At 70.6% G+C, this 24,612-nt stretch carries 24 protein-coding genes, 4 tRNA genes and 1 pseudogene; 17 read left to right on the forward strand and 12 right to left on the reverse strand.

Features of this window, described 5'->3' with window-relative positions:
* Positions 1-75 precede the first annotated feature (75 nt).
* Together OG344_RS29330 and OG344_RS29335 are read left to right on the forward strand one after the other, a co-directional pair.
* A complete protein-coding gene (locus OG344_RS29330; RefSeq protein WP_327046474.1) occupies positions 76-1,635 on the forward strand; it encodes an arabinofuranosidase catalytic domain-containing protein in 1,560 nt (519 codons plus the stop codon).
* A gap of 342 nt (positions 1,636-1,977) precedes the next feature.
* A complete protein-coding gene (locus tag OG344_RS29335; protein WP_405085858.1) occupies positions 1,978-3,354 on the forward strand; it encodes a lectin in 1,377 nt (458 codons plus the stop codon).
* Positions 3,355-3,540: 186 nt separating this feature from the next.
* Here the strand turns inward: OG344_RS29335 and OG344_RS29340 are convergent, their stop codons facing one another.
* From OG344_RS29340 to OG344_RS29350, 3 genes are all read right to left on the reverse strand, one after another.
* Positions 3,541-4,617, reverse strand: coding sequence for a hypothetical protein (locus OG344_RS29340; protein ID WP_405085859.1), 1,077 nt, complete (start codon positions 4,615-4,617; stop codon positions 3,541-3,543).
* Between the two features lie 254 nt (positions 4,618-4,871).
* A complete protein-coding gene (locus tag OG344_RS29345; RefSeq protein ID WP_405085860.1) occupies positions 4,872-5,510 on the reverse strand; it encodes a LysE family translocator in 639 nt (212 codons plus the stop codon).
* Positions 5,511-5,841: 331 nt separating this feature from the next.
* Positions 5,842-6,063 (reverse strand): type II toxin-antitoxin system HicB family antitoxin, encoded by a 222-nt coding sequence (locus OG344_RS29350; protein ID WP_405085861.1) that lies wholly within the window; start codon positions 6,061-6,063, stop codon positions 5,842-5,844.
* A gap of 476 nt (positions 6,064-6,539) precedes the next feature.
* On the opposite strand from OG344_RS29350, the gene OG344_RS29355 reads away from it, so the two are divergent.
* The 7 genes from OG344_RS29355 (at position 6,540) to OG344_RS29385 (ending at position 11,391) form a co-directional block, all read left to right on the forward strand.
* Positions 6,540-7,736: a multiprotein-bridging factor 1 family protein gene (locus OG344_RS29355; RefSeq protein ID WP_405089195.1), complete on the forward strand. Its 1,197-nt coding sequence runs from the start codon at positions 6,540-6,542 to the stop codon at positions 7,734-7,736.
* A 127-nt stretch (positions 7,737-7,863) separates the two neighbouring features.
* Positions 7,864-8,145 (forward strand): hypothetical protein, encoded by a 282-nt coding sequence (locus OG344_RS29360; RefSeq protein WP_405085862.1) that lies wholly within the window; start codon positions 7,864-7,866, stop codon positions 8,143-8,145.
* Positions 8,145-8,465 (forward strand): hypothetical protein, encoded by a 321-nt coding sequence (locus OG344_RS29365; RefSeq protein ID WP_405085863.1) that lies wholly within the window; start codon positions 8,145-8,147, stop codon positions 8,463-8,465. Before OG344_RS29360 ends, OG344_RS29365 begins: the two co-directional genes overlap by 1 nt.
* 80 nt (positions 8,466-8,545) lie before the next feature.
* Entirely contained in the window at positions 8,546-9,550 is a 1,005-nt protein-coding gene (locus OG344_RS29370; RefSeq protein ID WP_405085864.1) for a radical SAM protein, read from the forward strand.
* A gap of 15 nt (positions 9,551-9,565) precedes the next feature.
* Positions 9,566-10,420, forward strand: coding sequence for an aminoglycoside phosphotransferase (locus OG344_RS29375; RefSeq protein WP_405085865.1), 855 nt, complete (start codon positions 9,566-9,568; stop codon positions 10,418-10,420).
* Positions 10,414-11,160, forward strand: a complete 747-nt coding sequence (locus OG344_RS29380) for an AAA family ATPase (RefSeq protein WP_405085866.1) — start codon at positions 10,414-10,416, stop codon at positions 11,158-11,160. The genes OG344_RS29375 and OG344_RS29380 overlap by 7 nt, the downstream gene beginning before the upstream one ends.
* 78 nt (positions 11,161-11,238) lie before the next feature.
* The gene (locus tag OG344_RS29385) at positions 11,239-11,391 is read left to right on the forward strand and encodes a hypothetical protein (RefSeq protein ID WP_405085867.1); all 153 of its coding nucleotides are present in this window, start codon (positions 11,239-11,241) and stop codon (positions 11,389-11,391) included.
* Positions 11,392-11,401: 10 nt separating this feature from the next.
* Here OG344_RS29385 and OG344_RS29390 read toward each other — a convergent pair whose 3' ends face one another.
* The gene (locus OG344_RS29390; RefSeq protein ID WP_405085868.1) at positions 11,402-11,599 is read right to left on the reverse strand and encodes a UTRA domain-containing protein; all 198 of its coding nucleotides are present in this window, start codon (positions 11,597-11,599) and stop codon (positions 11,402-11,404) included.
* 21 nt (positions 11,600-11,620) lie between these two features.
* Here OG344_RS29390 and OG344_RS29395 point away from each other — a divergent pair, with 21 nt between their 5' ends.
* The gene (locus OG344_RS29395) at positions 11,621-12,298 is read left to right on the forward strand and encodes a hypothetical protein (RefSeq protein ID WP_405085869.1); all 678 of its coding nucleotides are present in this window, start codon (positions 11,621-11,623) and stop codon (positions 12,296-12,298) included.
* On the opposite strand, the gene OG344_RS29400 is transcribed toward OG344_RS29395, so the two are convergent.
* Positions 12,211-12,501, reverse strand: coding sequence for a DUF6247 family protein (locus OG344_RS29400; RefSeq protein WP_405085870.1), 291 nt, complete (start codon positions 12,499-12,501; stop codon positions 12,211-12,213). The two genes, OG344_RS29395 and OG344_RS29400, sit on opposite strands and share 88 nt — an antisense overlap.
* A 244-nt stretch (positions 12,502-12,745) precedes the next feature.
* Positions 12,746-12,820 (reverse strand) — tRNA-Val (locus OG344_RS29405).
* A 479-nt stretch (positions 12,821-13,299) separates the two neighbouring features.
* On the opposite strand from OG344_RS29405, the gene OG344_RS29410 reads away from it, so the two are divergent.
* A complete protein-coding gene (locus tag OG344_RS29410) occupies positions 13,300-13,716 on the forward strand; it encodes an SsgA family sporulation/cell division regulator (RefSeq protein ID WP_036329836.1) in 417 nt (138 codons plus the stop codon).
* Between the two features lie 91 nt (positions 13,717-13,807).
* Positions 13,808-15,016 carry an LVIVD repeat-containing protein gene (locus tag OG344_RS29415; RefSeq protein WP_405085871.1) on the forward strand — a complete coding sequence of 403 codons (1,209 nt, stop codon included), beginning with the start codon at positions 13,808-13,810 and terminating at the stop codon, positions 15,014-15,016.
* 11 nt (positions 15,017-15,027) lie between these two features.
* On the opposite strand, the gene OG344_RS29420 is transcribed toward OG344_RS29415, so the two are convergent.
* The 4 genes from OG344_RS29420 to hutH all read right to left on the reverse strand — a co-directional run bounded on the left by OG344_RS29420 (position 15,028) and on the right by hutH (position 19,562).
* On the reverse strand, positions 15,028-15,858 hold the full coding sequence (locus tag OG344_RS29420) for an aminotransferase class IV (RefSeq protein WP_405085872.1): 831 nt from the start codon (positions 15,856-15,858) through the stop codon (positions 15,028-15,030).
* 19 nt (positions 15,859-15,877) lie between these two features.
* Complete coding sequence (locus tag OG344_RS29425; RefSeq protein WP_405085873.1) at positions 15,878-16,888, reverse strand: chorismate-binding protein; 1,011 nt, start codon at positions 16,886-16,888, stop codon at positions 15,878-15,880.
* 44 nt (positions 16,889-16,932) lie between these two features.
* Positions 16,933-17,841, reverse strand: coding sequence for a LysR family transcriptional regulator (locus tag OG344_RS29430; protein ID WP_405085874.1), 909 nt, complete (start codon positions 17,839-17,841; stop codon positions 16,933-16,935).
* 173 nt (positions 17,842-18,014) lie between these two features.
* Complete coding sequence (hutH, locus tag OG344_RS29435) at positions 18,015-19,562, reverse strand: histidine ammonia-lyase (RefSeq protein WP_405085875.1); 1,548 nt, start codon at positions 19,560-19,562, stop codon at positions 18,015-18,017.
* Positions 19,563-19,793: 231 nt separating this feature from the next.
* Between hutH and OG344_RS29440 the strand changes: the two genes are divergently transcribed.
* The 3 genes from OG344_RS29440 to OG344_RS29450 all read left to right on the forward strand — a co-directional run bounded on the left by OG344_RS29440 (position 19,794) and on the right by OG344_RS29450 (position 20,038).
* Positions 19,794-19,865, forward strand: a tRNA-Gly gene (locus OG344_RS29440).
* Between the two features lie 13 nt (positions 19,866-19,878).
* Positions 19,879-19,949, forward strand: a tRNA-Cys gene (locus tag OG344_RS29445).
* A gap of 14 nt (positions 19,950-19,963) precedes the next feature.
* Positions 19,964-20,038 (forward strand) — tRNA-Val (locus OG344_RS29450).
* On the opposite strand, the gene OG344_RS29455 is transcribed toward OG344_RS29450, so the two are convergent.
* On the reverse strand, positions 20,039-20,755 hold the full coding sequence (locus OG344_RS29455; protein ID WP_405085876.1) for an ATP-binding protein: 717 nt from the start codon (positions 20,753-20,755) through the stop codon (positions 20,039-20,041).
* Positions 20,756-20,886: 131 nt separating this feature from the next.
* Positions 20,887-22,188, reverse strand: a pseudogene (locus tag OG344_RS29460) (RNA-guided endonuclease InsQ/TnpB family protein).
* A gap of 271 nt (positions 22,189-22,459) precedes the next feature.
* Here OG344_RS29460 and OG344_RS29465 point away from each other — a divergent pair.
* Complete coding sequence (locus OG344_RS29465; protein ID WP_327046487.1) at positions 22,460-23,677, forward strand: transcriptional regulator; 1,218 nt, start codon at positions 22,460-22,462, stop codon at positions 23,675-23,677.
* Complete coding sequence (locus OG344_RS29470) at positions 23,674-24,579, forward strand: phosphotransferase enzyme family protein (RefSeq protein ID WP_405085877.1); 906 nt, start codon at positions 23,674-23,676, stop codon at positions 24,577-24,579. Before OG344_RS29465 ends, OG344_RS29470 begins: the two co-directional genes overlap by 4 nt.
* Positions 24,580-24,612 lie beyond the last annotated feature (33 nt).

Raw genomic sequence — 24,612 nt, forward strand, 5'->3', positions numbered from 1 at the left:
ACGCGGTCTCCGGTGCGGCCCCGCGGTTCTCCGAGCGCGGGGCCGCATCGGTCCCATCCCCCCAAGGAGTCTCCAATGGAACCCACATCCGTTCCCTTACCGGACCGCGCGCCACGTGGACGGCGCTCCCGGGCGGCCGTCGTCGCGTCTGCCGTGGCGGTGCTGACGACTCTCCTGGCCACCGCCCTGAGCTGGTCGGCGCCCGCCTCGGCGGCGACCACGCCGCTGGTGGGCGTGGGGTCGGGCCGGTGCCTCGACGTCAACGGCGCCTCCCAGTCGAACGGCGCGACGCTGCTGATCTGGGACTGCAACGGGCAGAGCAACCAGCAGTGGACGACCACCAGCGCGAGCGAGCTGCGCGTCTACGGCAACAAGTGCCTCGACGTCAACGGCGCCGGCACCGCCGACGGCACCGCGGTCATCATCTGGGACTGCAACGGACAGAACAACCAGAAGTGGCGCCTCAACTCCGACGGCACCATCACCGCCGTCGGCGCGAACAAGTGCCTCGACGTGTCCGGCAACGGCACCGCCAACGGCACCAAGGTCCAGATCTGGTCCTGCACCGGCGCCAACAACCAGAAGTGGACCACCGGGGCGCAGCCGACCACGTCACCCAGCGCATCGCCCAGCGCGTCCCCCACCACCTCGCCCACACCGCCGCCGCCCGGCGCGCGGCCGTGCGACATCTACGCCTCGGGCGGCACGCCGTGCGTGGCCGCGCACAGCACGACGCGGGCGCTGTACGGCTCGTACAACGGCAACCTGTACCAGGTGCGGCGTTCCTCGGACAACACGACCCGGAACATCGCCGTCCTGACCGCGGGCGGCGTCGCCAACGCCGCGGCGCAGGACTCGTTCTGCACCGGCACCACCTGCGTCGTCACCGTCGTGTACGACCAGTCCGGGCGGGGCAACGACCTGTGGTACCAGGGCTCCAGCGTGGTCCCCGGCTCCCCCCAGAGCAAGCCCGCGGTCGCGACCACCGAGTCGCTCACCGTCGGAGGCAACAAGGCCTACTCGCTCTACATCAACCCCGGCAACAGCTACTGGAGGGACGGCCACCTGACCGGCGTCCCCACGGGCAGCGCGCCCGAGGGCATGTACATGGTGACCAGCGGCACCCATGTCAACAGCGGCTGCTGCTTCGACTACGGCAACAGCGAGACCACCCGCAAGGCCGACGCCGCCGGCGCCATGGACGCCATCAACTTCAGCAAGCAGTGCTGGTTCGGCGGCTGCTCCGGTAGCGGCCCGTGGGTCCAGGCCGACCTCGAATGGGGCCTGTTCCCCGGCGGCAGCCAGTCGTGGAACGCCAACCAGCGGGCCTTCACCAGCAAGTTCGTCACCGCCACGCTGAAGAACAACGGCACGTCCCGGTTCGCGATGAAGGGCAGCAACGCCCAGTCCGGCAGCCTCTACACGCTGTACGACGGCTCGCTCCCCGGCGGCTACAACCCGATGAAGAAGCAGGGCGCGATCATCCTCGGCAGCGGCGGCGACTGCTGCAAGCCCGACGGCGGCGCCAACCTCAGCGCGGGCACCTTCTACGAAGGGGCCATGGTCGCCGGCTATCCCTCCGACGCCACCGAGAACGCCGTCCAGGCCGAGATCGTGACCGCCGACTACCGCTGACCCCCGGTCCCCCGTCCCGCCGTGGCCCGGCCCCGGGCCACGGCGGGCCGTCCTCGGAGCGGCCTGAAAGAGTACGACTTAGTTTCACCGGACGATCATCTTTCTCGGATAGATGAGTAGCATTCATCGCGACCACGGCAGAATCGCACGCCTGTGGCGAATTCCCAGCTCAACCAGCTGATAAGCGAAGACTTACGGCCTCCCATGCCCGAAGATCCGGTGCTGTCGGCGCCGAGAAAAGCATTCTTATGCTCTTGACTGATCTGTCGACTGAGACCGTAATGTGCCTGAGGCTCCGGGACACCTCATCCACACTCGACACAGCACAGAAAGTTGCGTGACTTGAGGTACAAATCCATCTTCACCGCGGTCACCGCGGCGGCGCTTCTCACCCTGGGAACGGCGGGTGTGGCGCTCGGCGGCACCTCGTCGTCCAGCAACAGCGCCGTCGCCGCCGCCACGACGGCCGGATGCGGCAAGGCTCCGACGCTGAGAAGCGGCACCCAGTCGATCACGACCAGCGGGAAGAACCGCAGCTTCATCCTGCGGATCCCCGACAACTACAACAACACCAACCCGTACCGGCTGGTCTTCGGGTTCCACTGGAACGGCGGCACCGCCAACGACGTCGACTCGGGCGGCACCAGCGGGTACGTCTGGTCCTACTACGGGACCAGGGCGCTGTCGAACAACACCGCGATCTTCGTCGCGCCCCAGGGCTTCAACAACGGCTGGGCCAACTCGGGCGGCGAGGACGTCACCTTCGTCGACGACATGATCCGGAAGCTCGAGGCAGACCTCTGCATCGACACCACCCAGCGCTTCGCCATGGGCTTCAGCTACGGCGGCGGCATGAGCTACTCGCTCGCCTGCTCCCGGGCGAACGTCTTCCGCGCGGTGGCGGTCTACTCCGGCGGGCAGCTCAGCGGGTGCAGCGGCGGCAACGACCCCATCGCGTACCTCGGTTTCCACGGTCTCCGCGACCCGGTGCTCAACATCTCCCAGGGCAGGTCGCTGCGGGACAGGTTCGTCAGGAACAACGGCTGCACCGCCCAGAACCCGCCGGAGCCGGCGCAGGGCAGCCTGACGCATATCGTCACCTATTACCAGGGGTGCCGGGCCGGCTATCCGGTCGCGTGGGCCGCGTTCGACGCGGGCCACACGCCCAACCCGGTGGACGGGAAGTCCGGCGACTACGAGCCGGGCGAGAACTCCTGGACCCGGGCGGTGACGTGGAACTTCTTCACGCAGTTCAGCGGCGGCACGTCGTCGCCCTCGGCGACGCCCACCTCCACCCCCACCTCGACCCCCACGAACACTCCGCCCCCCGGCGGCACCAACTCCCTCCGGGGTGTGGCGTCGAACCGCTGCCTGGACGTCAACGGCGCCTCGCAGTCGAACGGCGCGACGGTGTTGATCTGGGACTGCAACGGCGGTAACAACCAGAAGTGGACCTCCACCAGCGCGTCTGAGCTGCGCGTCTACGGCAACAAGTGCCTCGACGTGAACGGCGGCGGCACCGCGGACGGCACCGCGGTCATCATCTGGGACTGCAACGGCCAGAACAACCAGAAGTGGCGCCTCAACTCCGACGGCACCATCACCGCCGTCGGGGCCAACAAGTGCCTGGACGTGTCCGGCAACGGCACCGCCAACGGCACCAAGGTCCAGATCTGGTCCTGCACCGGCGCCAACAACCAGAAGTGGACCCGCGTCTGAGTCCATCGCCCGATCGGGTGCCGATGACGTCATCCGACTGAAGAAGGCCGGTCCGCCTCACCACGGACCGGCCTTCTGATCTTCGGGTCCGGGCGGGTTCGCGCGTCCGGGCGCACCGGCGCTCCCCCGGGTGACCCGCTCCGACGTACGCCGGGCCGGATCGGATCGGGTCGGGTCGGGTCGGGGTCAGTGAACGAAGGACACCGCGATGCCGAGTCCGTCGAGCAGTCCGGTGCCGCTGTCGGTGAAGGTACGCCGCGGCGGCGTGTTGCCGTCGGCCAGCCGGTCGAAGGCCAGGACGCTGCCGGGGCTGTTGAACGCGGCCGCTTTGGTGAGCAGGTAGATGGTGCCGTCGACCTGGCTGCCGGCGATGCCGGTGACCACCTTTCCGGCCAGGCCGGTCGCCGGGCCGGAGATCACGCGCACCGGGGCGGCGTCCCCGCTCGCATTGCCGGCGTACACGTTGACGCGGGTCTGCTGGCCCTGGCTGACGGCCACGTAGAGCCGGCCGGTGAAGGCGGAGTAGGCGACAGCGATCTGGTCGCAGGTGCTGGAGCAGCTGCCCAGGCCGGTGTGCGGCCCGGCGATGACCCGCACCGGTGTGGCGCTGCCGGACGGGCCGCCGGCGAAGAACTCCACCGCGTTGCCGGTCGAACGCACCACCGCGGCGATCACATGTCCGGACGTGTCCGTGGTCAGTACGCCCGGCCACGGGTGGAACGTCTCGTCCAGCGGGATCTGGCGTACCGCGGGCACCGTGTAGAGGTTCGCGCCCGTGCCCCTCGCGCCCGGCGCGGCCACCGCGATCACCGCCTCGGCCTGACCGGTCGTCACGTACGCGTACCCCGCGGTGTCCACGGCCACCGCCCGGGAGTCCGGCCCCGCGACGCGGAAGATCCTGCCTGGCGTCGTGGCGCCCGGTGAGTAGACGAAGGTGGTCGCATCCGACAGGAAGCTCTGCGTGTACGCGTTCCCGCTGATGTCGAAGGCGATCCCCCACGGCCCCCAGTAGGTGTTGGGGTCGCCCGGGTCGGCCAGTTGCCGTACTGGAGACACGGCGCCCGTACTACCGGTCGAATAGGCCGTCACCGGCCCATGGGCGTTCGCCACATAGACCAGTTCCGGGCCTCCGGTGGGGTACGGCGTCGGACTGGCGGTGGGTGTTGGACTGGCGGCGAGTCCGGCCGCGGCCCTGGCCGTGGCGGAGCCGCCCGGCCACCCCGTACTCGCCACGATCGCGAGCGCGGCCGCGGCACCGGCCACACCCCACCGCCTCGATAAAGTACTCAGCATGCGCACAACGTCCGGCCGCACCGGCCGCACGGCAACGGCGCGACACAAGTGGACGCACCCCCGGCCATAGAGGGATCGCCTTTATTCCCTCACGCTCCGTGATTCGATGCGGTAGCGGCTGACAATCCCGCCTCCGCCCCCTTCACCATCGGCTCACTCCCGATGAATATTTCACCGATGACCTCCACCAGGTGACCGTCGGCTCGCTGTCCTTCTCCCGCCGGTCAGCCGTCACTGCTGAGCGCCAGCTCGGCACCTAGACCGATCATGATGGCGCCCGAAGCCCCACCCATGATCTCCAGGCGCCGCTCCGACTTTCCCAGCCAGGTCCGCGCGCTCCCCGCGAACAGCCCCCAGGAGACGTCAGAGACCAGAGCGACGCCGACGCAGATCATTCCGAGCACCAGCAACTGGAGCGGGATGTCGCCAGAGGCGGCGTCGACGAACTGCGGCAGGATCGCCGTGAAGATGAGCAGCCCCTTCGGGTTACTCACGCCGACCAGGAAGCCGTCGCGGAAGATGCGGCCGGCGCCGGCCGGCGTGTGCCGCCCGCCGTTCAACTCCCCGGCCAGGTTCCTGCGGTGCCGCCATGTCTGGACGCCCAGATAGACGAGATAGAGGGCGCCGGCGAACTTCACGAGTGAGAGGACGACCTGCGAGCGCTCCACGATGCTGCCCAGGCCGAGGGCGACCAGGACGAGCTGCACCATGAGCCCGGCCTCGTTGCCCAGCGCGGTGGGCAGGGCCGCCCGCCGCCCCAGCGCGACCCCCCGGCTCACCATGAACACGACGCTGGGCCCCGGCACCGCGGTCAGCACCACGACGACGGCCAGGAATGCGGCGAGGCGATCCACCCCGATCATGGCTTCACCACGCGTCCCTCCGATTTCGTGTGTTTTCCCAGGCCCAAACCACAAAGAAGTACCTGCGGTTCCTGATAGCTGTCAACGCGCCGAGGACAGGCCGTACGCATAATCAGCGAATTCGCGCGGGCCGATACCTTCGGCCGCGAACGTAGTGATTCTGGCGAAGGCACCGCCGCGACACCTGCTCCGCCGCCAAAGGACCTACCTTCATGCGCACGGCCACGTCACTTGATAGGACCAGTAACAGGGCGTGAACGACGGTCAGCGCTGTCGGTGATGGCCGGGCGTGAACCTCGCACGGCAAGATTCTTCGGAAACTGACGCGGGCTCATGCCGAACGGCGGATCTCGATCGGCGCCACGATCGGCTGCTGCGGGGTCTCAGGAAGGGGCTCGTCCTCGAAGTAGAGCTCCAGGGCGTCGCGGAGGCTGGCCAGGGCCTCGTCAACCGTCCGGCCCTGACTGGCCACCTCAACCTGGAGGCAGCGCGCGACGTACCAACCCTCTTCGTCGGGGGTGACGGTGGCGGTCAAGGAGACGGCCTGGCTCATGCCGTCAGCGTACGCCAGCACGCTTCGCCCGAGCCGCCAGTAGGGCCAAGCCGCCCCTCATGATCTCGCGGGCGGGCGATGCCCCCTGCGTCGGCCGGCCCGCAGCCCACGTGCGCCACTCCGTCGCCCGCTCCGGCAGCCACCCCTTCACCGCGGCCGAGCCTTCGCCCGTCTCCGCGTCCGGTGCCGGGCACGGGTGCGTCTCGGCGTACCGGGTCAGCCACTTCGTCACCGTCTGCGGCGACACCCCGAACCAGGCTGCGACCCCGGCCACGCCCACGTATCGGATCACCATGCCCCCTCGCTCGTTGTCTGCGGGTGCGGACAAAGTAGCCGCATCCGGCCGGTGCCGTTGACCACGACGGGAGGCGGGATCCGCCGGACCCCTGGACATGAGTAAGCCCTGCGCGCAAACCTGAGGACTGTCGAGGTCACCAGGAGAGGGCAGGGCCGTTATGGACGACGCTACCACGCCAATGGCCTTCGCCGAGAGGGTCCGTTTCTACCGGAACCGCGCCGGAATGTCCCGGAAAGTCCTCGGGGAGCTCTGCGGGCGATCCGAAGAGTGGGTGAAGGCCATCGAAACCGGCCGCCTGCTCATGCCGCGCATCCCCGCTCTGATCCGCCTCGCCGAGTTGCTCGGCGTCCACGACCTGGCCGAGCTCACCGGAGAACAGAAACTGGCGACGACCATGTACTCGAAGATGCGGCACCCGAGGGCGGATGAGATCGCCCGCTGTCTGGCCACCTACCCCATCGTCACCGGGGACCGCGAGCCGGTGCCCGCCGCCGCGCTCGCGGCGAGCGTCGCCCAGGCGTGGCGGGTGTGGCACGGGTCGGCGACCCAGCGGGACGCCATCGCCGCGGTCCTGCCCCGCCTGCTCGACGACGCCCGGCACGCCGTGCGCCTGCTGGAGGGCGGCGAGCGCCGGTCGGCGCTGGCGTCGCTGGCGCAGGTCTACCACCTCGCGCAGCTGTACCTGTCGTTTCAGCCGTTGCCGACGCTGGTGCTGCTGACCGGGGACCGCGCGATGGCCGCCGCGCAGGACGCCGACGACCCGCACGCCATCGCCGCCGCCGCCTGGTACCTCAACCACGTCTACCGGGATGCCGGGGAGCAGGCCGAGGCCCGGATCGAGCTGGCGCACCAGGCGTGCTCGCTGCTGGTGCCGGACCGCGGGGAGGCCGACCGCAGCCTGTGGGGCCTGCTGCAGCTGGCCATGGCGTTGTCGTACGCCCGGATCGGGCGTAAGGGGGACGCGGAACGGCATTGGGACGAGGCGGACCGGGCGGCCCGCTCCCTCGACGGCGACCACCCGTGGCTGCTGTTCGGGCAGAACACGGTCGATGCCTACGCGGTGACGATCTACGCCGATCTCACCGACGGGCATGAGGCGGCGAGGCAGGCCAACCGTATCGACGTGCAGGCGGTGCCGTCGGCGACGCGGCGGAGCTTCCACCTGATCGAGACCGCGCGCGCGTACCACTTGAAGCGGGAGCCGATCGCGACGGTGCATCTGCTGCGGAAGGCGTTCGAGGTGAGCCCGGACACGATCAGCTACAACCTGTTCACCAGGTCGGTGGTGCAGGAGTTGATGACGAGCGGCGGGTCGACGGTGCGGGAGGACGCGCGGGATCTCGGCCGGCGGCTGCGCCTGGCGGGCGCGGCCTGACCCTGGGCAGGGGGTACGGACTGTACCCCCTGCGGTGCGGGGGTTGCGGTTACCTGTAGGAGGGCCGTACCGGGCGTTGACTTCAACCGTGCGTGACGATCCGACTACTTCATCGACTGATGCGGCCGTGCGCGCCCTGGAAGGGCTCCGGCACGATTTGGGCGTACGGCACCGCATCCCCGGCGGCAGGATCACCGCGAACCGCGGGACCGCCGTCCTGGTGCTCAACACCCTCACCGTCTGGTGCCACCAGGGCGAGCGGTTCACCTGGTCGCTCGGCCGGGACGAGCGCAACCAGCCGGTCATCGCCAAGGCCCCCGCCGGCGAGCCCGAGCAGGCCGCCGACCTCGTCGCGGCCCGCTACCGGCAGCTGCTCGGCTACCAGCCGCCCTACGGCAGGGCGAGCTGATGGTGAACCTGCTGGCCGTCTTCGGGCGTTTCCCGGTGCTGCGTGCCATCGCCTTCGGCTCGGTGCCCCCGCAGCGCGAGCCGGACGTCACCGGTCACCACTGCTTCGCCAAGACCGGCCCGCACGGCGAGCGCATGGTACGGGTCATCTTCGCTGACTCCGACCGGATGCTGGAGACGGCCACGGTGGACGGGCTCGTCACGGAGGATTCGGCCACGCCGGTCGGGCGGCGGGACCTCGCCCTGATGTACGCCGAGCGGTACGCCCAGCTCCTCTCCGAGGCCTGGCAGCCGGACGTCATCGCCCCGCCGCACCCATGAGCCCGGCCTCGCGGCGCGACCAGGAGCGGTGCGTCGCGAGGCCGGCACCACCCCACCCCCACGAGCAAGGGAGCACCGCCGTGCCAACCCGCACACTCCCAGGCGCCACACCCGCAGCCGAGACAGCCCAGATCGGGTTCCTCTGGCTGGAGATCACCGGCCGCTGTCAGCTCAACTGCGCCCGCTGCTACGCCTCCAGTGGCCCCGCAGGCACCCACGGCACGATGACCTCCGCGCACTGGCAGGCCGTGATCGACGACGCCGCCCGCCTCGGTGCGACCATGGTGCAGTTCATCGGCGGGGAGCCGACGCTGCACCCCGCCCTGCCCTCCCTCGCCGAGCACGCCCTGGGCGCCGGGATCGAGGTCGAGATCTACACCAACCTCGTCCACGTCACCCCGGCCCTGTGGGACCTGTTCCGCCTCCCCGGCGTCCGCCTGGCCACCTCCTGGTACAGCGAGCTGCCCGCCGAGCACGAGCAGATCACCCGAAGGCCCACCCATGAGCGGACCCTGGCCAATATCCGCCGCGCCGCCGAGTTCGGCATCCCCTTGCGCGCGGGCGTCGTCGGCGTCCTGGACCAGCAGCGCACGGCCGGCGGCATCACCGTCCTGGAGCGGGCGGGGGTCGCCGACATCGGGTATGACGACCTTCGGCAGGTCGGGCGTGGCGTCCGGAACACCGGCCCCGGCGTCGCGCAGTTGTGCGGGCGGTGCGGCGACCGGAAGGCCGCGATCTCCCCGACCGGGCAGGTCTGGCCGTATGTGTTCGCCCGCTGGATGCCCGCGGGGAGCGTGCTGGAGGCGTCCCTCGCCGAGATCGTCACCGGTGCCGCGTTCCGCGACGTTGTGGGCGGCCTGCGCGAGGCGTTCGGCCGGTCGGGCAAACGGTGCGAACCGGACCGGTGCGCACCGGAGCAGTGCAACCCCAAGTGCGGCCCGTCCTGCAGCCCCGCCTGCGCCCCGCAGAACAACTGCCGCCCAACCAGCACGTGCAGCCCCGCCTACGGGTCCTGCAACCCTGACAAGCGGCTGTGCAACCCTGATAGGGACTGTCAGCCGAACAAGTGCAGGCCCACCTCCTAGGAGGTCACATCCGTCATGACCAGCCACGGACAGGCGTGCTCCGGTCAGCACGCGTTCTTGCGCCGCGTCCTGGCCGAGGGTGCGCGGCGGCTCGGCGCCGCCCCGGTCGGTGACGCCCGGTTCGGCTGGCGTGACCGCACGATCGGGACGGCCGCCATGGCGGGTGGCGGCCTGTTCTGGGTCCGCGCCACCGCGGAACACCACGACTCGGCCCATGGCGAGGCGTGGACGGGCAACGCGGACGCCGCCGAGATCGCGGGTGTGCCCAAGCCTGAGCTGGTCGCCCGCGTGGAATGGGAGGAGCCGCCGGTCGTGGTGTACGCCGAACTCCTCGGCTACGTGCCTGATGCGGCGTGCTCGCCGACGCCGGAGCTGACCGCCGAGCTCGCTCTGCCCGACGCCTGGTGGGCGGGCCTGCACGCCGCGCTCGCCGCGGTCGCCGCGCACCCGACCACCCGCGGAACCGGCGACCCCGCCAGCTACCTGCGGGACCTGGAACGCCTCTACGGCCGCGCGCTTGACCTCCCGGCGCCTGAGCTGCGCACCGAGCACACCGACCTGCACTGGGCCAACCTCACCCAGCCTCGCCCCTATCTGCTGGATTGGGAGTACTGGGGCCGGGCGCCCGCCGGGTACGGCCCGGCGCTGCTGTACTGCCACGCCCTGCTCGTCCCCGCCACGGCCGACCGCGTGCAGCAAGTGTTCGCCGACGTGCTCGATACCCCGTCCGGTCGTGTGGCCCAGCTCGCCGCCGCCGCCCACATCCTCGACCGCGCGCACCGCACGGGCGACTACCCCGACCTGCGGCGCCCGGTGCGGGAGCACGCGCACCGGCTCCTGGCGGCGGCGTCGCGGAGCGGGGCGTGCTGATCACCCGCCTGGTCGTGCCGCCGCCTCAGCCGGCCGGGTGGCCGTTCACCCTGCCCGCCGTGACGCATCTCGCGGAAGGGCTGGACCTCACCGCCCCGGTGACGTTCCTCGTCGGGGAGAACGGGTCGGGCAAGTCCACGCTCGTCGAGGCCGTCGCCGACGTATGCGGCATCAACGCCGAAGGCGGCAAGGCCGGCACCCGGTACGCCTCGACCGGGGAGCTGACGCCGCTCGGCCAGGTGCTGCGCGCGGAGTTCACCACCGCGGGGCTGCGGCTGGTCCGCGGGCCCCGCACGCGGCGGAGAGCGTTCTTCTTCCGGGCCGAGACGCTGTTCAACCTCGGGCAGAACGTGTCCGGCCTGCACGGGTTCTGGGAGGAGGACCTGGTCGAGCAGTCGCACGGCGAGGGGTTCTTCACGGTGCTGGACCGCATGGTCGCCGGGCCCGGCCTGTATCTGATGGATGAGCCGGAGGCGGCGTTGTCGTTCTCCTCGTGCCTGCGTCTGGTCGCGTTGATGGATCGGGTGGCGCGTGAGGGCGGGCAGATCATTTGCGCGACGCATTCGCCGGTTCTGGCGAGCCTCCCGGGTGCGCAGATCCTGGAGCTGGGCGACGACGGGATCCGGCGTGTCGCGTGGAAGGAGCTGCACCTGGTGGATCACTGGCGGCGGTTCCTGGAGGCGCCTGAGGCGTACCTGCGGCACGTGCTCGACAGCGACGCGACACCGCCTGCGGGATGAAGCGGGTGCAGGGAGGGCGGATGGGCGAGACGCAGCAGATCAGGCTCAGCACTTCGGGGTCGCGGGCTGTACGGCGACGTGGCTGACCTCGACGGGCGCCTGGTGGAGGTCCCGACCGGGGCGGAGGTCCATGTGGAGGTGCGTGGGTGGTTCCGGTACCGGTTCCGCCACGATGGCGAGGTCCGGGTCGGGCCGCGTGCCTACCGGCTCGTGGACAGGCTCCCGCTCTGACCGGGCCGCCCTACAGCGGGATGTCGTAGTCCAGGGCGGCGCGGTCGCCGGGGATGACGATCGGGTCAGCCACCTCGACCACGCGCCCTTCGGAGAGCATCCGTCGCGTGATCGCGAAGACCGGCACGCCCGGGCCGATCCGCAGCAGCCGCGCCTCCTCCGGAGTCGGCATCCGTGTCGCCACGGTCTCTGGGATGCGCCGGTCCACCTCGATGCCGAGCGCCTGACGGTGACCCCGCTCGTCAAGCGCGTCACTCCCGACGGGTGGGACTGGACGGCGCCAATCCTGCCGCTGGTGGTGGACGCGGCCGTGGTCATCGTGATCCGGCTCGACTCGGTGGTGTCACGGCTGGGGGGCAGTGGCGGCGGCTGGCCGGTCGTGCTGCGTTGGCTCACCGGCCTGTTCACGGTGTGCCTGAACATGGGCGACTCCGTGTGGCGGGGCCGGGTCTGGTACCCGGCCGTCGAGCGTGCCCGGGTCTGCGACCGGCTCGCCGCGGTGGCCTCGCCCGAGGTGCAGCCGGTCCTGGACGGGGAGTGCGGGGCGGAGTGGTGCGACGCCCCGTCGTACATGATTCCCCGGTTCTCGCCGCATCTGATGCGGCACACGGCGGCCTCGTGGCTGGTGCAGGCCGGGGTTCGCTGTATGTGGTGCCCCAAAGGTGGTCATGCGGAATTCGGGCTCGTCCTTGTAGTGGGCGCGCGCATCCCAGGGCTCTTCCACAAGATCGGTCGTGCGCGAAATCAGAGCATCAAGCGCTTCTACTGGGAGGCCCTTCATCTGAGACAACGCCGCCACGTGGAGCTCCACGCGGTAGCTCATCGGCGGTCGGCCCAACCAGGAAAAGCGACCTCCATCGAAACGAACTCATCGCGCCGATTCTCACGAACCGCTTGCTCGGCATGAGCGAAGTCTGGATTGGACACCGCGGCCGCATGCAGCCGCCACACGCGCCGCAACTCGCGAAGTTGCTGGAACCGCCATACCTCGTGAGCCGCATCCAACGCGCTGTGGTACTCGCTGAGGAACTGCTCGTGCCACCGCTCCGGCAGCATGCGCAAGATCTCCGCAGGGTCGTCCTCGGCGTGATGCACCGGCTCGGCTGTCATGCCATCAGGGTACTCTGTGGCGTCGCCTGTCTCCCGTGATGTCCGCAGACGGCTCGGCGGGCGGGCCAGTGAGCGCCTTCTTCCACCTCGCCATGGCCATTCCAGCTGCGGCGTCTCGCGCTCGGCTCCGTGCAAGCGCCGGACGAGCCGGACCGCGCCGGGCACAATCACGCACGATTAACGCACGGGCAAGGAAAAAGCCCGGCGGCTGTGTCGCCATCCGGGCTCTGACCTGGTGTGATGTTGGTGGGCGATACTGGGATCGAACCAGTGACCTCTTCGGTGTGAACGAAGCGCTCTCCCGCTGAGCTAATCGCCCGGGATGGTCCGCGCCTCGCGGCGCCGACGGGGAAAACCATACCGCACCCGAGGGGGTGATGGCGAAGGGACGGGACGGCCGGGCCCCGGGCGGGCCGGATCGTCCCGCCTTCGTCAACACCTTCGAAAGGTTCCCCAGACCATCCCCAGCGTGGGGGTGTGGTGTCATAGCATCGTGATGCTCCATGCTCGACCCATACGCACGACCTGAGATCAATCACCCGCAACGGCATCACCCCCGGGACCCCGCCGACAAGCAAACCAGAGGTAAGGACGAGCCTGTTGGTGATGTTTGCGCTGGTAGATGACCGAATGTCAAGCTGTGATGTGCGTTACAGAAGTGCCTGGAGGCGGAATCTTTCCTACGGGTCTCTCCGTTCGTCCTCGTAGCGCGAGCGCGCGGCGAGGCCCGGCATCAACAGTGAGACGTAGTGATAGCCCCTTGACAGGGGACCCGACGACGAAAAGGTTTGGCTGACGATGAACAGCACCACCGTCTCTGCCGAGCTGGGCCTTCGGCTTGTGGTCCCCGACCGTACGACCGTCCCCCTGCTCGCCGGCCTTAGCTATACGGCTGAAGATCCGTACGCCATCCGGATGGCCTTCCATGTGGGGAATGACGAGCCGGTCGAGTGGATCTTCGCCCGCGAGCTGCTGACCGTGGGCATCGTGCGGCGCGTCGGAGACGGGGACGTCCAGGTGTGGCCGGCCCGGTCGGACGGCGAGCGCACGCTCAACATCAGCCTCACCTCGCCCTTCGGACAGGCCCTCTTCGAGGTGCCCCTGGCCCCCCTCACCGAGTTCCTGCACCGCACCTACGAACTCGTCCCCGCCGGCCGTGAGACCGACTTCATGGACCTGGACGAGGAGCTCACCAACATGCTCTGGAGCTCCTGAACCACCCCCGGGGCACGCGAGGCCCCCTGACTCACCCCAACCGTTACCGAACCGGTCCGCACGGGCCGCGCGTACGACATAGCGTCCATACGTGGAGATCTACCGCGGGTTCCGGGGCACCGTACGGGCGTCGCGCCGGTACGCCTTCGTGGGCAACTACCGGGGCTTCACGGTGCACGACATCGGCGATCCGGCGCATCCCAGGGTGGTCGCCCGGGTCGTGTGTCCCGGCGGGCAGAACGACATCTCCGTCTCCGGTGACCTGCTCTTCCTGTCCGTCGACCAGGCCCGTACGGACGACACCTGCGAGAGCGAGGCCGGCGACCCGTTCGCCGAGGACGAGTGGGAGGGCATCCGCGTCTTCGACATCTCCGACAAGGCCCACCCACGATACCTGAAGGCCGTACGCACCGAGTGCGGGTCGCACACGCACACGATCGTGCCGGGCCGGGACGCCCGCACGCTGTACCTCTACGTCTCCTCTCCCGGCCCCGAGCCGGGTTCGGTCAACTGCCCGCCGCCGCACCAGAACATCTCGATCGTGAAGGTGCCCGTCGACGACCCCGGCAAGGCTCGGGTCGTGGCCACGCCCGAGCTGTTCGCAGGCCGCGAGCCCGGCGGCGGGGACGACGACCTCGCCGGCGGCTGCCACGACATCACGGCCTACCCGGAGAAGGGCCTCGCCGCCGGGGCCTGCTTCGGCGACGGCGTGCTGCTCGACATCTCCGACCCCGTACGCCCCAAGGTGCTCCAGACCGTACGGGACGAGGCGAACTTCTCCATCTGGCACTCGGCCACCTTCGACAACACGGGGACCAAGGTCGTCTTCAGCGACGAGATGGGCGGCGGCGCGGCCCCCACCTGCCTGTCCTCCGTGAGCCCCACCCGGGGCGCGGACGCGGTCTACACGCTGACGCCGGACCGCAGGCTCGTCCGCCGGGGCTACTTCAAGATCCCCCGGATGCAGGGCGCGAAGGAGAACTGCGTGGCCCACAACGGCGCGCTGGTGCCCGTGCCGGGCCGGGACGTGATGGTCCAGGCGTGGTATATGGGCGGCGTGTCGGTCTGGGACTTCACCGACGCCGCCCGGCCGAGGGAGATCGCCTACTTCGAGCGCGGCCCGCTGGCGCCGGACCTCCAGCTCGGCGGGTCGTGGTCGGCCTACTACTACAACGGCTACGTCTACTCCAGCGACATCACCAAGGGGCTCGACGTCCTGCGCCTCGACGACCCGCTGACCGATCCCGCCAGGAAGGTACGGTTCACCGAGTTCAACGCCCAGAGCCAGCGGTCCTACTGACCGTCACGCGGTCACGGGTCGAGGTCGCCCGCCGCGCGCTCGGCGAAGACCTTCATGGCCTCCAGCGTGACCGGCCCGGGCGCCTGCGGCAGCGCTCTGCCGTCCACGGCCCTGATCGGCTGGATGTCGCGGGTCGTGGAGGTGAGGAACGCCTCCTCCGCCTCCTGCAGCGCCGAGATCGGAAGATCGGCCTCCTCGCCGCCGCACCATTCGAGCGTGAGCGCGCGGGTGACCCCGGCCAGGCAGCCGGAGGCGAGCGTCGGGGTGACCAGGCGGCCGCCGATGACGGCGAAGATGTTGCTCCCGGTGCCCTCGCACAGGTTCCCGGCGAGATTCTCGAAGATCGCCTCGGCGCCGCCGCGCTCCTTGGCGTACGCCAGGGCCTTGGCGTTGTCGCCGTACGACGTGCTCTTGACCCCGGCCAGCGCGCCGCGCTCGTTGCGGGGCCACGGCACGACGGTGACGTCGGCGGTGGCGGGGAACGGCGCCTGCTCGCCCGCGATGACGATCGCGTTGGTCCCGGCGGTTCCGCGGTCGGAGCCGAGCGGTCCCGGCCCGCTGGTGTAGGTGATCCTGATCCGGGCCAGCGCCCACTTCGGCGCGGCCGCGAGGACGCGGCGCACCCCGTCGGCGATCGCGGTCAGGTCGGGCTCGGGCAGGTCCATCCGCTTGGCCGACAGCGCGAGCCGGTCGAGGTGCCGGGTGAGCGCGAAGGACTCGCCGTTCACCGCCTTGATCGTCTCGAACACGCCGTCGCCGACCATCAGCCCGTGGTCGAAGACCGAGACCACGGCCTTGTCGGGCTCGTACAGGTCCCCGTTCACCCAGATCGGTACAGCCATCTCCCCGCTCCGTTCGTTCCTATCCGCTGTCGCCGTCATCCGAGGCGAGTCCGATGAGCCGTGCGGCCTTCAGCTCCGTCTCGTGCCATTCCCGCCGTGGGTCGGAGCCCCAGGTGATGCCCGCCCCCGTGCCGAACCGGATCGTCTCGTGCTCCGCCCAGAAGGTGCGGATGCCGACCGCCAGCGCCCCCTCGCGCCGGTCGGCGTCGACCCAGCCCACGGCCCCACAGTACGGCCCCCGGGGCTCTGGTTCGAGCTCACCGATGATCCGCAGGGCGGAGGACTTCGGCGCGCCGGTCACCGAGCCGGGCGGGAAGGTCGCGGCGAACAGGTCGGGCCAGCCGGCGCCGCCGGTCAGCCGCGCCCGCACCGTGGAGACCAGGTGGACGAGCCCGGGGTGCTCCTCGACCGCGTACAGCGAGGGCACGGTCACAGAGCCTACCTCGGCCACCCGGCCGAGGTCGTTGCGGACCAGGTCGACGATCATGAGGTTCTCGGCGTAGTCCTTCTCGAGCAGGTCGTCCGCCGTCACCCCGGTCCCCTTGATCGGCCGGGACTCGATCACCGGGCCGCGCCGGGACAGGTAGAGCTCCGGCGAGGCCGAGACCACCGTGAGGCCCGGCACGTCGACCACCGCCGCGTAGGGCGCGGGGTTGCCCTCGGCCAGCCGTACGGCGAGAGCCAGGGGGTCGGCGCCCGGGACGGGCAGCGGCGCGGACAGGACGCGGCACAGGTTGGCCTGGTAGACCTCCCCGCGCTCGATGTGGTCCCTGATCCGCCGCACGCCGCGCTCGTAGCCCTCCCGGTCGAGCGAGGTGGTCCAGGCGTCGCGGGCGGGGCCGCGCCAGGGCCGGTCCGGCGCCGGGAGCGGGGCGGGCCGCACGGAGTCGAACCGCGCGCAGACGACCTTCCCCTCGTACGACACCACCACCGCCCACCAGCCGGAGCCGTCGAGGGCGGCCAGGTCGGTGGTCACCTCACGCAGGCCGGTGGCGAGGCGTCCCCCGATATAGGCGAAGGGGTCGTGCACGTCTCCATTGTCGCAATCCCCCGCCCCGCCCCTCCACGGGTCCGTCAGGAGCGTCCCGCCGCCGGCAGGCCGGCGCCGGCGCCCAGCAGGCCCAGCAGCGCGGACGCGGCGGGCAGGGCCGCGGTGCGCGGCAGGGCCGCGTAGACCGTCCGCCGGGGGGCGAGCTCGCCGAGCGAGCGCAGCGCCACGTCGGGCCGTACGGCGGGCGCGGCCATGGCCGGGACGAGCGTCACCCCGAGCCCGGCCGCCACGTAGCCGAGCTTGCCGGTCCACTCCGCGATCCGCAGGTCGATTCTCGGCGCGAAGCCCGCCCGGGCGCAGGCGGCGCCGAGCATGGTCGCCGTGCCGGGAGGGGCGCCCTCGATCCAGCTCTCGTCGCGCAGGTCGCGCAGGTCGACCCTGGCCCGGCCGGCCAGTGGGTGGCCGCCGGGGAGGGCGACGAGCAGTTCGTCCTCCATCAGGCGGGTGACCTCGACCTCCGGCCCGGCCCCCAGGCCGGAGGGGTGGTCGCTGACCACCGCGATGTCGATCTCGGCGCGGCCCAGGCCGTCCATGAGGTGGGTGCTGAGGCCCTCCACCATGCTGACGGCGACCTCCGGCCGGGCCGCGCGCAGTTCCCGCAGCGCGGCGGGCACCAGCACGGCGTTCGCGGTGGCGAAGGCCCCGACGCGCAGCCGCCCGCCGGTGCCCTGGTGGATCGCGGCGAGCTCCTCCCCCGCCCGGCCGAGCCGTTCGAGCACCTCACGGGCGTAGCGGTGCAGTGTCCGGCCCGCGGGCGTCAGCCGTACCCCCCGGGGCAGCCGCGCGAACAGCGGGCCGCCCGCCTGGGCCTCCAGGGTCGCGATGCGCCGGGACACGGCTGACTGGGTGTAGTTGAGCTGCAGGGCGGCCGCGGTGAACGACCCGGTGCGGGCCACGACGTCGAGCAGCACAAGCGCGTCGGTGTCGAACATGCTCCATCCGTGCTGGGCGGTCCGTGGGGGGAATGAATGCCATGCAACCTACTTGCCGCAGGTATGGCTTCTTGCTCCCGGGTCCCTCTTCGGGCGGACGGCGTCCGCCGCGGGCCGGCTCCCGGATCGCGGAGAGCGGGCCGTCAGGCGAGCAGGCGTCAGGCGAGCGGGCGTCAGGCGAGCAGGCCGACGGCGGACTCGGCGGCGGCGACCACGGCTCCGCTCGCGACGAGCCGGACGACCGCCTCGATCTCCGGCGCCAGGAAGCGGTCCTGCCCGGGCCCGGCCACCGCCTCGCGCAGCGCCGCGACGACCGCGCCCGTCCCCGGCGCCGGTTCGTACGGCCGGCGCAGGTCGAGCGCCCGCGCGGCGGTGAGCACCTCGATCGCGAGCACGCGGGTGAGCCCGTCGACGGCGCGGCGCAGCTTGCGCCCCGCCGACCAGCCCATCGAGACGTGGTCCTCCTGCATGGCGGAGCTCGGGATCGAGTCCACGCTCGCCGGGACCGCCAGCCGCTTGAGCTCGGACACGATCGCCGCCTGGGTGTACTGCGCGATCATGTGGCCGGAGTCGACGCCCGGATCGTCGGCGAGGAACGCCGGAAGGCCGTGGCTGCGCGCCACGTCGAGCATGCGGTCGGTGCGCCGCTCGGAGATCGAGGCGAGGTCGGCCGCCACGATCGCCAGGAAGTCCAGCGCGTACGCCACGGGAGCGCCGTGGAAGTTGCCGTTGGACTCCACCCGGCCGTCGGCGAGCACCACCGGATTGTCGATCGCGCTCGCCAACTCCCGGGCGGCGACGGCCGAGGCGTGGGCGAGGGTGTCCCGGGCGGCCCCGGCGACCTGCGGCGCGCAGCGCAGCGAGTAGGCGTCCTGGACGCGGGTGCAGGAACCGTCGCGGTGCGAGGCCATCACGCCCGACCCGGCGAGCAGCGCCCGCATGTTGGCCGCGGCCAGGGCCTGGCCGGGGTGGGGCCGCAGCGCCTGGAGTTCGGCCGCGAACACGTGGTCGGTGCCGAGCAGCGCCTCCACGCTCATGGCCGCGCCGATGTCGGCGGTGGTGAGGAGCGCGGACAGGTCGTGCAGCGCCAGCACGAGCATGCCGAGCATGCCGTCGGTGCCGTTGATCAGCGCCAGCCCCTCCTTGGCGGCCAGCTCGACGGGCTCGGCGCCGTGTTCCTTGAGCGCCTCGGCGGCGGGCCGCAGGCGGCCCCCGGCGTCCCGCACGACCCCTTCGCCCATGATCGTCAGGGCGACGTGGGAGAGCGGCGCGAGATCCCCCGAGCAGCCGAGGCTGCCGTACTCGTGGACGACCGGGGTGAGCCGCGCGTTCAGCAGCGACTCCAGCCCCCGGGCCGTGACCGGGCGTACGCCGGTGTGCCCGGTGGCGAGCGTGCGCAGGCGCAGCAGCATCATGGCCCGGACGACCTCGGCCTCCACCTCGGGCCCGGAGCCGGCCGCGTGTGAGCGGACGAGGCTGCGCTGGAGCCGGGCGCGCAGCGAGGGATCGATATGCAGGGTGGCGAGCGCGCCGAAGCCAGTGGAGACGCCGTAGGCCGGGGCGTCGGCCTCGGCCAGTTCCTCGATCCTCCCCCGCGACGCGGCCATCTCGGCGATCGCGTCGTCCGTCAGCCGCACCCGGGCTCCGTCCCTCGCGACGCGGACCACGTCGGCGAAGGCGAGCGGCCCGGGACCGACGGCCACGACCTCGTCGTCGTGCATCGTCCCACCCCTTCACCATCCCATTGGTAACCACCGTATCCTAAAGTAGGTCCTTACATCCATGGATCCCTCCGTCCCCTCGCGTCCCGGCCCCGCCCGCCGGGGTTCCGCTCCCCCGACGCCGGAAGGGTCACCCGGACTCACGGCGTGAGCAGGGCGAACGCCGCTGATTTGGGGAGTCGCCGGAGATTGGATAAAGTGCTTCGCGTGAGTCCGGCCGAGAGCCGGGACGCGGAAGTGGCTCAGTGGTAGAGCATCACCTTGCCAAGGTGAGGGTCGCGGGTTCGAATCCCGTCTTCCGCTCGGAGATCGACACGGTGGAGTGGCCGAGAGGCGAGGCAGCGGCCTGCAAAGCCGCGTACACGGGTTCAAATCCCGTCTCCACCTCTTGGTTCGTCCAAGGGCGATTAGCTCAGCGGGAGAGCGCTTCCCTGACACGGAAGAGGTCACTGGTTCAATCCCAGTATCGCCCACCATCATCGATGGCCTCCTCGATCGAGGAGGCCATCGGCCTGTCCGGCCCCCACACCAGACGATCTCGCCGCCTCGCCGCGGTGCGCGCCTCCATGCCCACCGGGCGCTCGGCGGGCGACCGCGGGAGTGGTCGCCGTGGGGAGTGGAACGGGCCGGCGGGCGCGCGGCAGGGCGATGGAGAACCAGACGACCTTGCCATCGGGACGTCCGGGGAGGACGCCCCACGCATGGCTGAGCGACTCGACCAGCACCAGCCCGCGGCCGCACTCCGCGATGTCGTCCTCTTCACCGGGCAGGGCGCCGCCGGGCGCGCTTGAGGTTGGCCAGACTATGCCGACGCCGTCCCACACCTCCACGTACAGGTGCTCCCGGGTCAGCCGGGCACGCAGGACGACAAGGTGCGAGCGGTGGCCGGATGCCGCGGCGGCCTCTGTCGCCTGGACCGCATTGGTGACGACTTCCGATGTGAGCAGTTCCACGTCGTCCGCCATATCCGAAAGCTGCCACCTGGTCACGATCGACCGGACGAAATGGCGAGCCCGGGAAATCACCGCGGGACGCGCGGCAAGCGGCAGCTCCTCGGAAACGCGGCCAGAAGCCGGGCTGAAAGGTGATCGCATGATGGGACCTGATTCCGGAGCGGATCGATGGAAAGGTGACCGCTCAGCTGGCAGGGGGTGAGGAGCCGGCGGGCCAAGGCGTACTGACGTGCCTGTCATGGTGAACGGTCAGACGGCCCGACCGCGAGTCGCGGCCCCGATACCCTTGCCAGTTCACGGGCCGATCGGCGCGGCCGATCAGCTTGACCGATCAGCTCGGGCGATGCCTCTTCACCGAGTCATGTGCGCGGTTAAGGTGACCGAAAAGCATGTGGCTGGGAAAGGTCGCCGTTGACATCCTCCCCTCCCTGAAGGGAGGGGATTCCAACCCTCACAGGTTGGTCTTCCTGCTTCGCCGCCGGTCGCCCGCTCGGAGGACTCCGTTGAGGTCTTACACCAGCTCCACAGGCGTTTCACCTCTCCGCCAGCCCGGCGGCGAGGATGTTCTTGGCGGCGTTGACGTCCCGGTCATGGACCGCGCCGCAGGCGCACTCCCATTCCCGGACGTGCAACGGCATCTCCTCGGCCAGGGTCCCGCAGGCCGAGCACAGCTTCGAGCTGGGAAACCACCGGTCGATCACGACCAGTTCCCGCCCGTACCAGGCCGTCTTGTATTCCAGCATCGAGCGGAGTTCCCGCCAGGAGGCGTCGGAGATGGCGCGGGCGAGGGAGTGGTTCTTGACCATGGCACGGACGGTCAGGTCCTCGATCACGACCACTTGGTTATCGCGGACGAGCGAGGTGGTCAGCTTGTGCAGGAAGTCCCGGCGCCGGTCGGCGATCCGGGCGTGGGCGCGGGCGACCTTGAGCCGGGCCTTGGCCCGGTTCGTGCTGCCCTTGGGTTTGCGGGCCAGCGAGCGCTGGGCCTTGGCCAGCCTGCGCCGGTCGGCCCGCTCATGCCGGGGGTTGGCGACCTTGCCGTCCTCGTCGGTCACCCCGGGGATCGGGCGGGACAGGGCCACCAGGCTGGCGATCCCCGCGTCCACCCCGACCACGTCCCCGCTGGGGTCGAGGGGGCGGATCGTCTCCTCCACCAGGAGGGACACGAACCACCGACCGGCCGCGTCCCTGCTCACCGTCACCGTGGACGGCTCCGCTCCTTGCGGGAGTGGCCGCGACCACACGATGTCCAGCGGGGCGTCCATCTTCGCCAGCGTGAGCCGGCCGTCGCGGTAGCGGAACGCCGAGCGGGTGTACTCGGCCGACGCCCGCGACTTCTTCCGCGACTTGAACACCGGATATCTGGCCCGCTTGGCGAAAAAGTGGGCGAAGGCCGCCTGCAGGTGCCGCAACGCCTGCTGCAACGGCACGGACGACACCTCAGCCAGAAAAGCCAGCTCTTCGGTCTGCTTCCACGCCGTCAGCAAGGCGGAAGACTCCGCGTAGGAGACCCGGGCGCCCTCCCGGGTGTAGGCGCGGGTGCGTTCCTCCAGCGCCTTGTTGTAGACCAGGCGCACGCACCCGAACGTCCGGGCAAGCTCGGACGCCTGCTCGGGGGTGGGATAGAAGCGGTACTTGTAGGCCCGCTTCACCGTCTGCGCCACGCCGCACATCATGCCACCCGATCAGTCGCCGATCGCGTGAATTCGTACAGCGGTTCGCCTGGCGGCGAACCGCCTGCCCCTGCCCTGCTCCGCAGGGGGTCCGATTCCGCCCCCGCCTGAAGGGGGGTTTCCCCGGAGGATCTTGATGAACGTCAATCCCCAAAGCGGACAGAATATCGACCCCGGTGTCTGGGAACAGCCCACAATGCGACAGGTGCTTGCTGTCAGAGATATTTCTACCGTTTTCCGGCTTCTGGGTCAGCGGGGATTGTCCCAGCGCGTGATCGCGGCACGTACCGGGCAGTCGCAGTCGGAGGTGTCCGAGATCGTCGCCAACGGCCGGCAGGTCATGGCCTACGACGTGCTCAGCCGCATCGCCGACGGCCTCGGCATTCCGCGCGGGTACATGGGCCTGGCCTTCGACGTCTCCTCGGCGCGTCCCGCCGCGCCCGCCGCGCTGAAGGGCGACGAGGACGAACAGGCGCGTCGTCTGCTGGCGCACGCCGCGCAGGTGACCGTCGGCGCGATCGAAGGCGACGTGAAGCGGTGGGCCGAGCCCCTGCCGGGCGTCGCCACCCCGCTGCCCGGGCGGATCGGGATGGCCGACGTCGTCCAGGCGGAGTCGGTGACCCGCGCCCTGCGCGCCCTGGACTACCAGCAGGGAGGCGGAGTCTGCCGCGACGCGGTGGTGGCGCAACTGGCCTGGTCACAGCGACTGCTCCACACCTCCTGCTCGCCCGATGTCGCGCGGCGCCTGCACAGGGCGCTGGCCGACCAGCACAACCTCGCGGGGTGGACGTCCTTCGACGTCGGCTTGTACGGCTCCGCCATAGACCACCTGGCCCGCGCTCTGGAACAGGCCAAACACGCGAACGATCCCTCGCTGATGGCCAACATCCTCTACCGGATGGGGCGCGTCCAGTTGCATCGCGGACGCGTCCAGGAGACCTTGCGGTTCTTCCAGCTGGGACAACTCTGCGCACAGGACGCCAACTGCGAACGTACGGTGGCGATGCTCTGCGCGAACGAAGCCTGCGCCTACGCCCTGCTCGGCAACGCCGAACTGGCGCTCAAATCGATGACCCGGGCCCGCGACGAGCTTGATCGCGCCCAGGAGCGTCCCGCGCCCTCCTGGGTGAACTTCTTCGGCTACGCCGATCTCGCCGCCAGCGCCGGCATGCTGCACGCCGGCCTGGGCACCGCGCACCTGGAGACCGCCGTGGAGCACCTCACCCGAGCGCTCGCGGGCCGCGACATGAGCATGACGCGCAGTCGTACGTTCGAGCTGACCGCCCTCGCCACCGTGTATCTGAAGGCAGGAGAGATGACCTGCGGAGTCGACACCGGCCACCAGGCCGTCACGCTGGCGACGGAGATCCGGTCGACGCGGGTCATCGACCGCCTCGCGCCCCTGCAGGAGGCCGCCATGAGCCGGGCCGCGCACCACTCCGACGCCCGTGACCTCGCGCAGCGCATCTCGGTCCTGCGGGCGGCATGACAACGACCTCCGCCGCCGGTGCGCTCACGCGCGAAAGGCTCAACGGGCTGCTGGAGTCCGTCTGCGACCGTGCGGGGCTCTCCTCGCGGGACGCCGAGCTCGTCAAGTTCACCAACAACGCGGTCTTCCGCCTTCGTCAGGCGTCCGTCGTCGTGCGCATAGCCGGGTCCACGGCTGCCCGCACCCGCGTGCCGACGGTGGTCCGGGTCGCCCGCTGGCTGGCGCGGCACGACTTCCCGGCGGTCCGGCTCCTGCCCGGCGTGGAGCAGCCCCTGCACGTGGACGGCCATGTGATCACTCTGTGGGAGTACCTGCCGGAGGTCGGCCCGCGCCCGGACGGCAGGGATCTCGGGGCTCTGCTGCGACGCCTGCACGCCCTGACCGATCCGCCGCCGGACCTGCTCGAGTGGCGGCCGATGACGGAAGTACGCCAGCGCCTCGACGAGCCGGAAGACCTGTCCGCCGACGACCACGCCTTCCTCCGGTACGAGTGCGACGAGGTCGAAGGACAGCTCGCCAAGCTCAGCTATGTGCTCACGCCCGGGGTCGTCCACGGGGACGCGTTCCTCGGGAACGTCATCGCGGGACCGCACGGGCCCGTGCTGTGCGACTTCGACGGCACGACGATCGGCCCACGCGAATGGGACCTGGTCCCCGTGGCAGTCGGCAGCCTGCGCATGGACTATCCGGAGGACGAACAGGGCCCGCTGTCCGAGGAGTACGGCTTCGACGTGACCCGATGGGAGGGCTTTCCGGTCCTGCGGCGGCTTCGTGAGCTCAAGCTGGTCACCAGCGTGTTGCCCATCCTGCGAAGCAATCCGGCGATCCGTCCGCAATGGGAGCACCGCATGCGCAGCTTCAAGGCCGGCGACCTGAACGTCAGGTGGCAGACGTACAGGTGAAGGACGTGGCCCTCCTCGCACCCCATGGCCGGC

Source organism: Microbispora sp. NBC_01389 (assembly GCF_045040095.1).
GTDB lineage: Bacteria > Actinomycetota > Actinomycetes > Streptosporangiales > Streptosporangiaceae > Microbispora.

Bases quoted from the DNA above. Each gene is read 5' to 3' on its own strand.
- OG344_RS29400 (WP_405085870.1), bottom strand. From the start codon at position 12,501: ATGACAGCCGAGCCGGTGCATCACGCCGAGGACGACCCTGCGGAGATC.
- OG344_RS29365 (WP_405085863.1), top strand. From the start codon at position 8,145: ATGGTGAACCTGCTGGCCGTCTTCGGGCGTTTCCCGGTGCTGCGTGCC.
- hutH (WP_405085875.1), bottom strand. From the start codon at position 19,562: ATGCACGACGACGAGGTCGTGGCCGTCGGTCCCGGGCCGCTCGCCTTC.
- OG344_RS29430 (WP_405085874.1), bottom strand. From the start codon at position 17,841: ATGTTCGACACCGACGCGCTTGTGCTGCTCGACGTCGTGGCCCGCACC.
- OG344_RS29455 (WP_405085876.1), bottom strand. From the start codon at position 20,755: ATGACAGGCACGTCAGTACGCCTTGGCCCGCCGGCTCCTCACCCCCTG.
- OG344_RS29345 (WP_405085860.1), bottom strand. From the start codon at position 5,510: ATGATCGGGGTGGATCGCCTCGCCGCATTCCTGGCCGTCGTCGTGGTG.
- OG344_RS29410 (WP_036329836.1), top strand. From the start codon at position 13,300: ATGAACAGCACCACCGTCTCTGCCGAGCTGGGCCTTCGGCTTGTGGTC.
- OG344_RS29420 (WP_405085872.1), bottom strand. From the start codon at position 15,858: ATGGCTGTACCGATCTGGGTGAACGGGGACCTGTACGAGCCCGACAAG.
- OG344_RS29375 (WP_405085865.1), top strand. From the start codon at position 9,566: ATGACCAGCCACGGACAGGCGTGCTCCGGTCAGCACGCGTTCTTGCGC.
- OG344_RS29355 (WP_405089195.1), top strand. From the start codon at position 6,540: ATGGCCTTCGCCGAGAGGGTCCGTTTCTACCGGAACCGCGCCGGAATG.
- OG344_RS29330 (WP_327046474.1), top strand. From the start codon at position 76: ATGGAACCCACATCCGTTCCCTTACCGGACCGCGCGCCACGTGGACGG.
- OG344_RS29350 (WP_405085861.1), bottom strand. From the start codon at position 6,063: ATGAGCCAGGCCGTCTCCTTGACCGCCACCGTCACCCCCGACGAAGAG.
- OG344_RS29470 (WP_405085877.1), top strand. From the start codon at position 23,674: ATGACAACGACCTCCGCCGCCGGTGCGCTCACGCGCGAAAGGCTCAAC.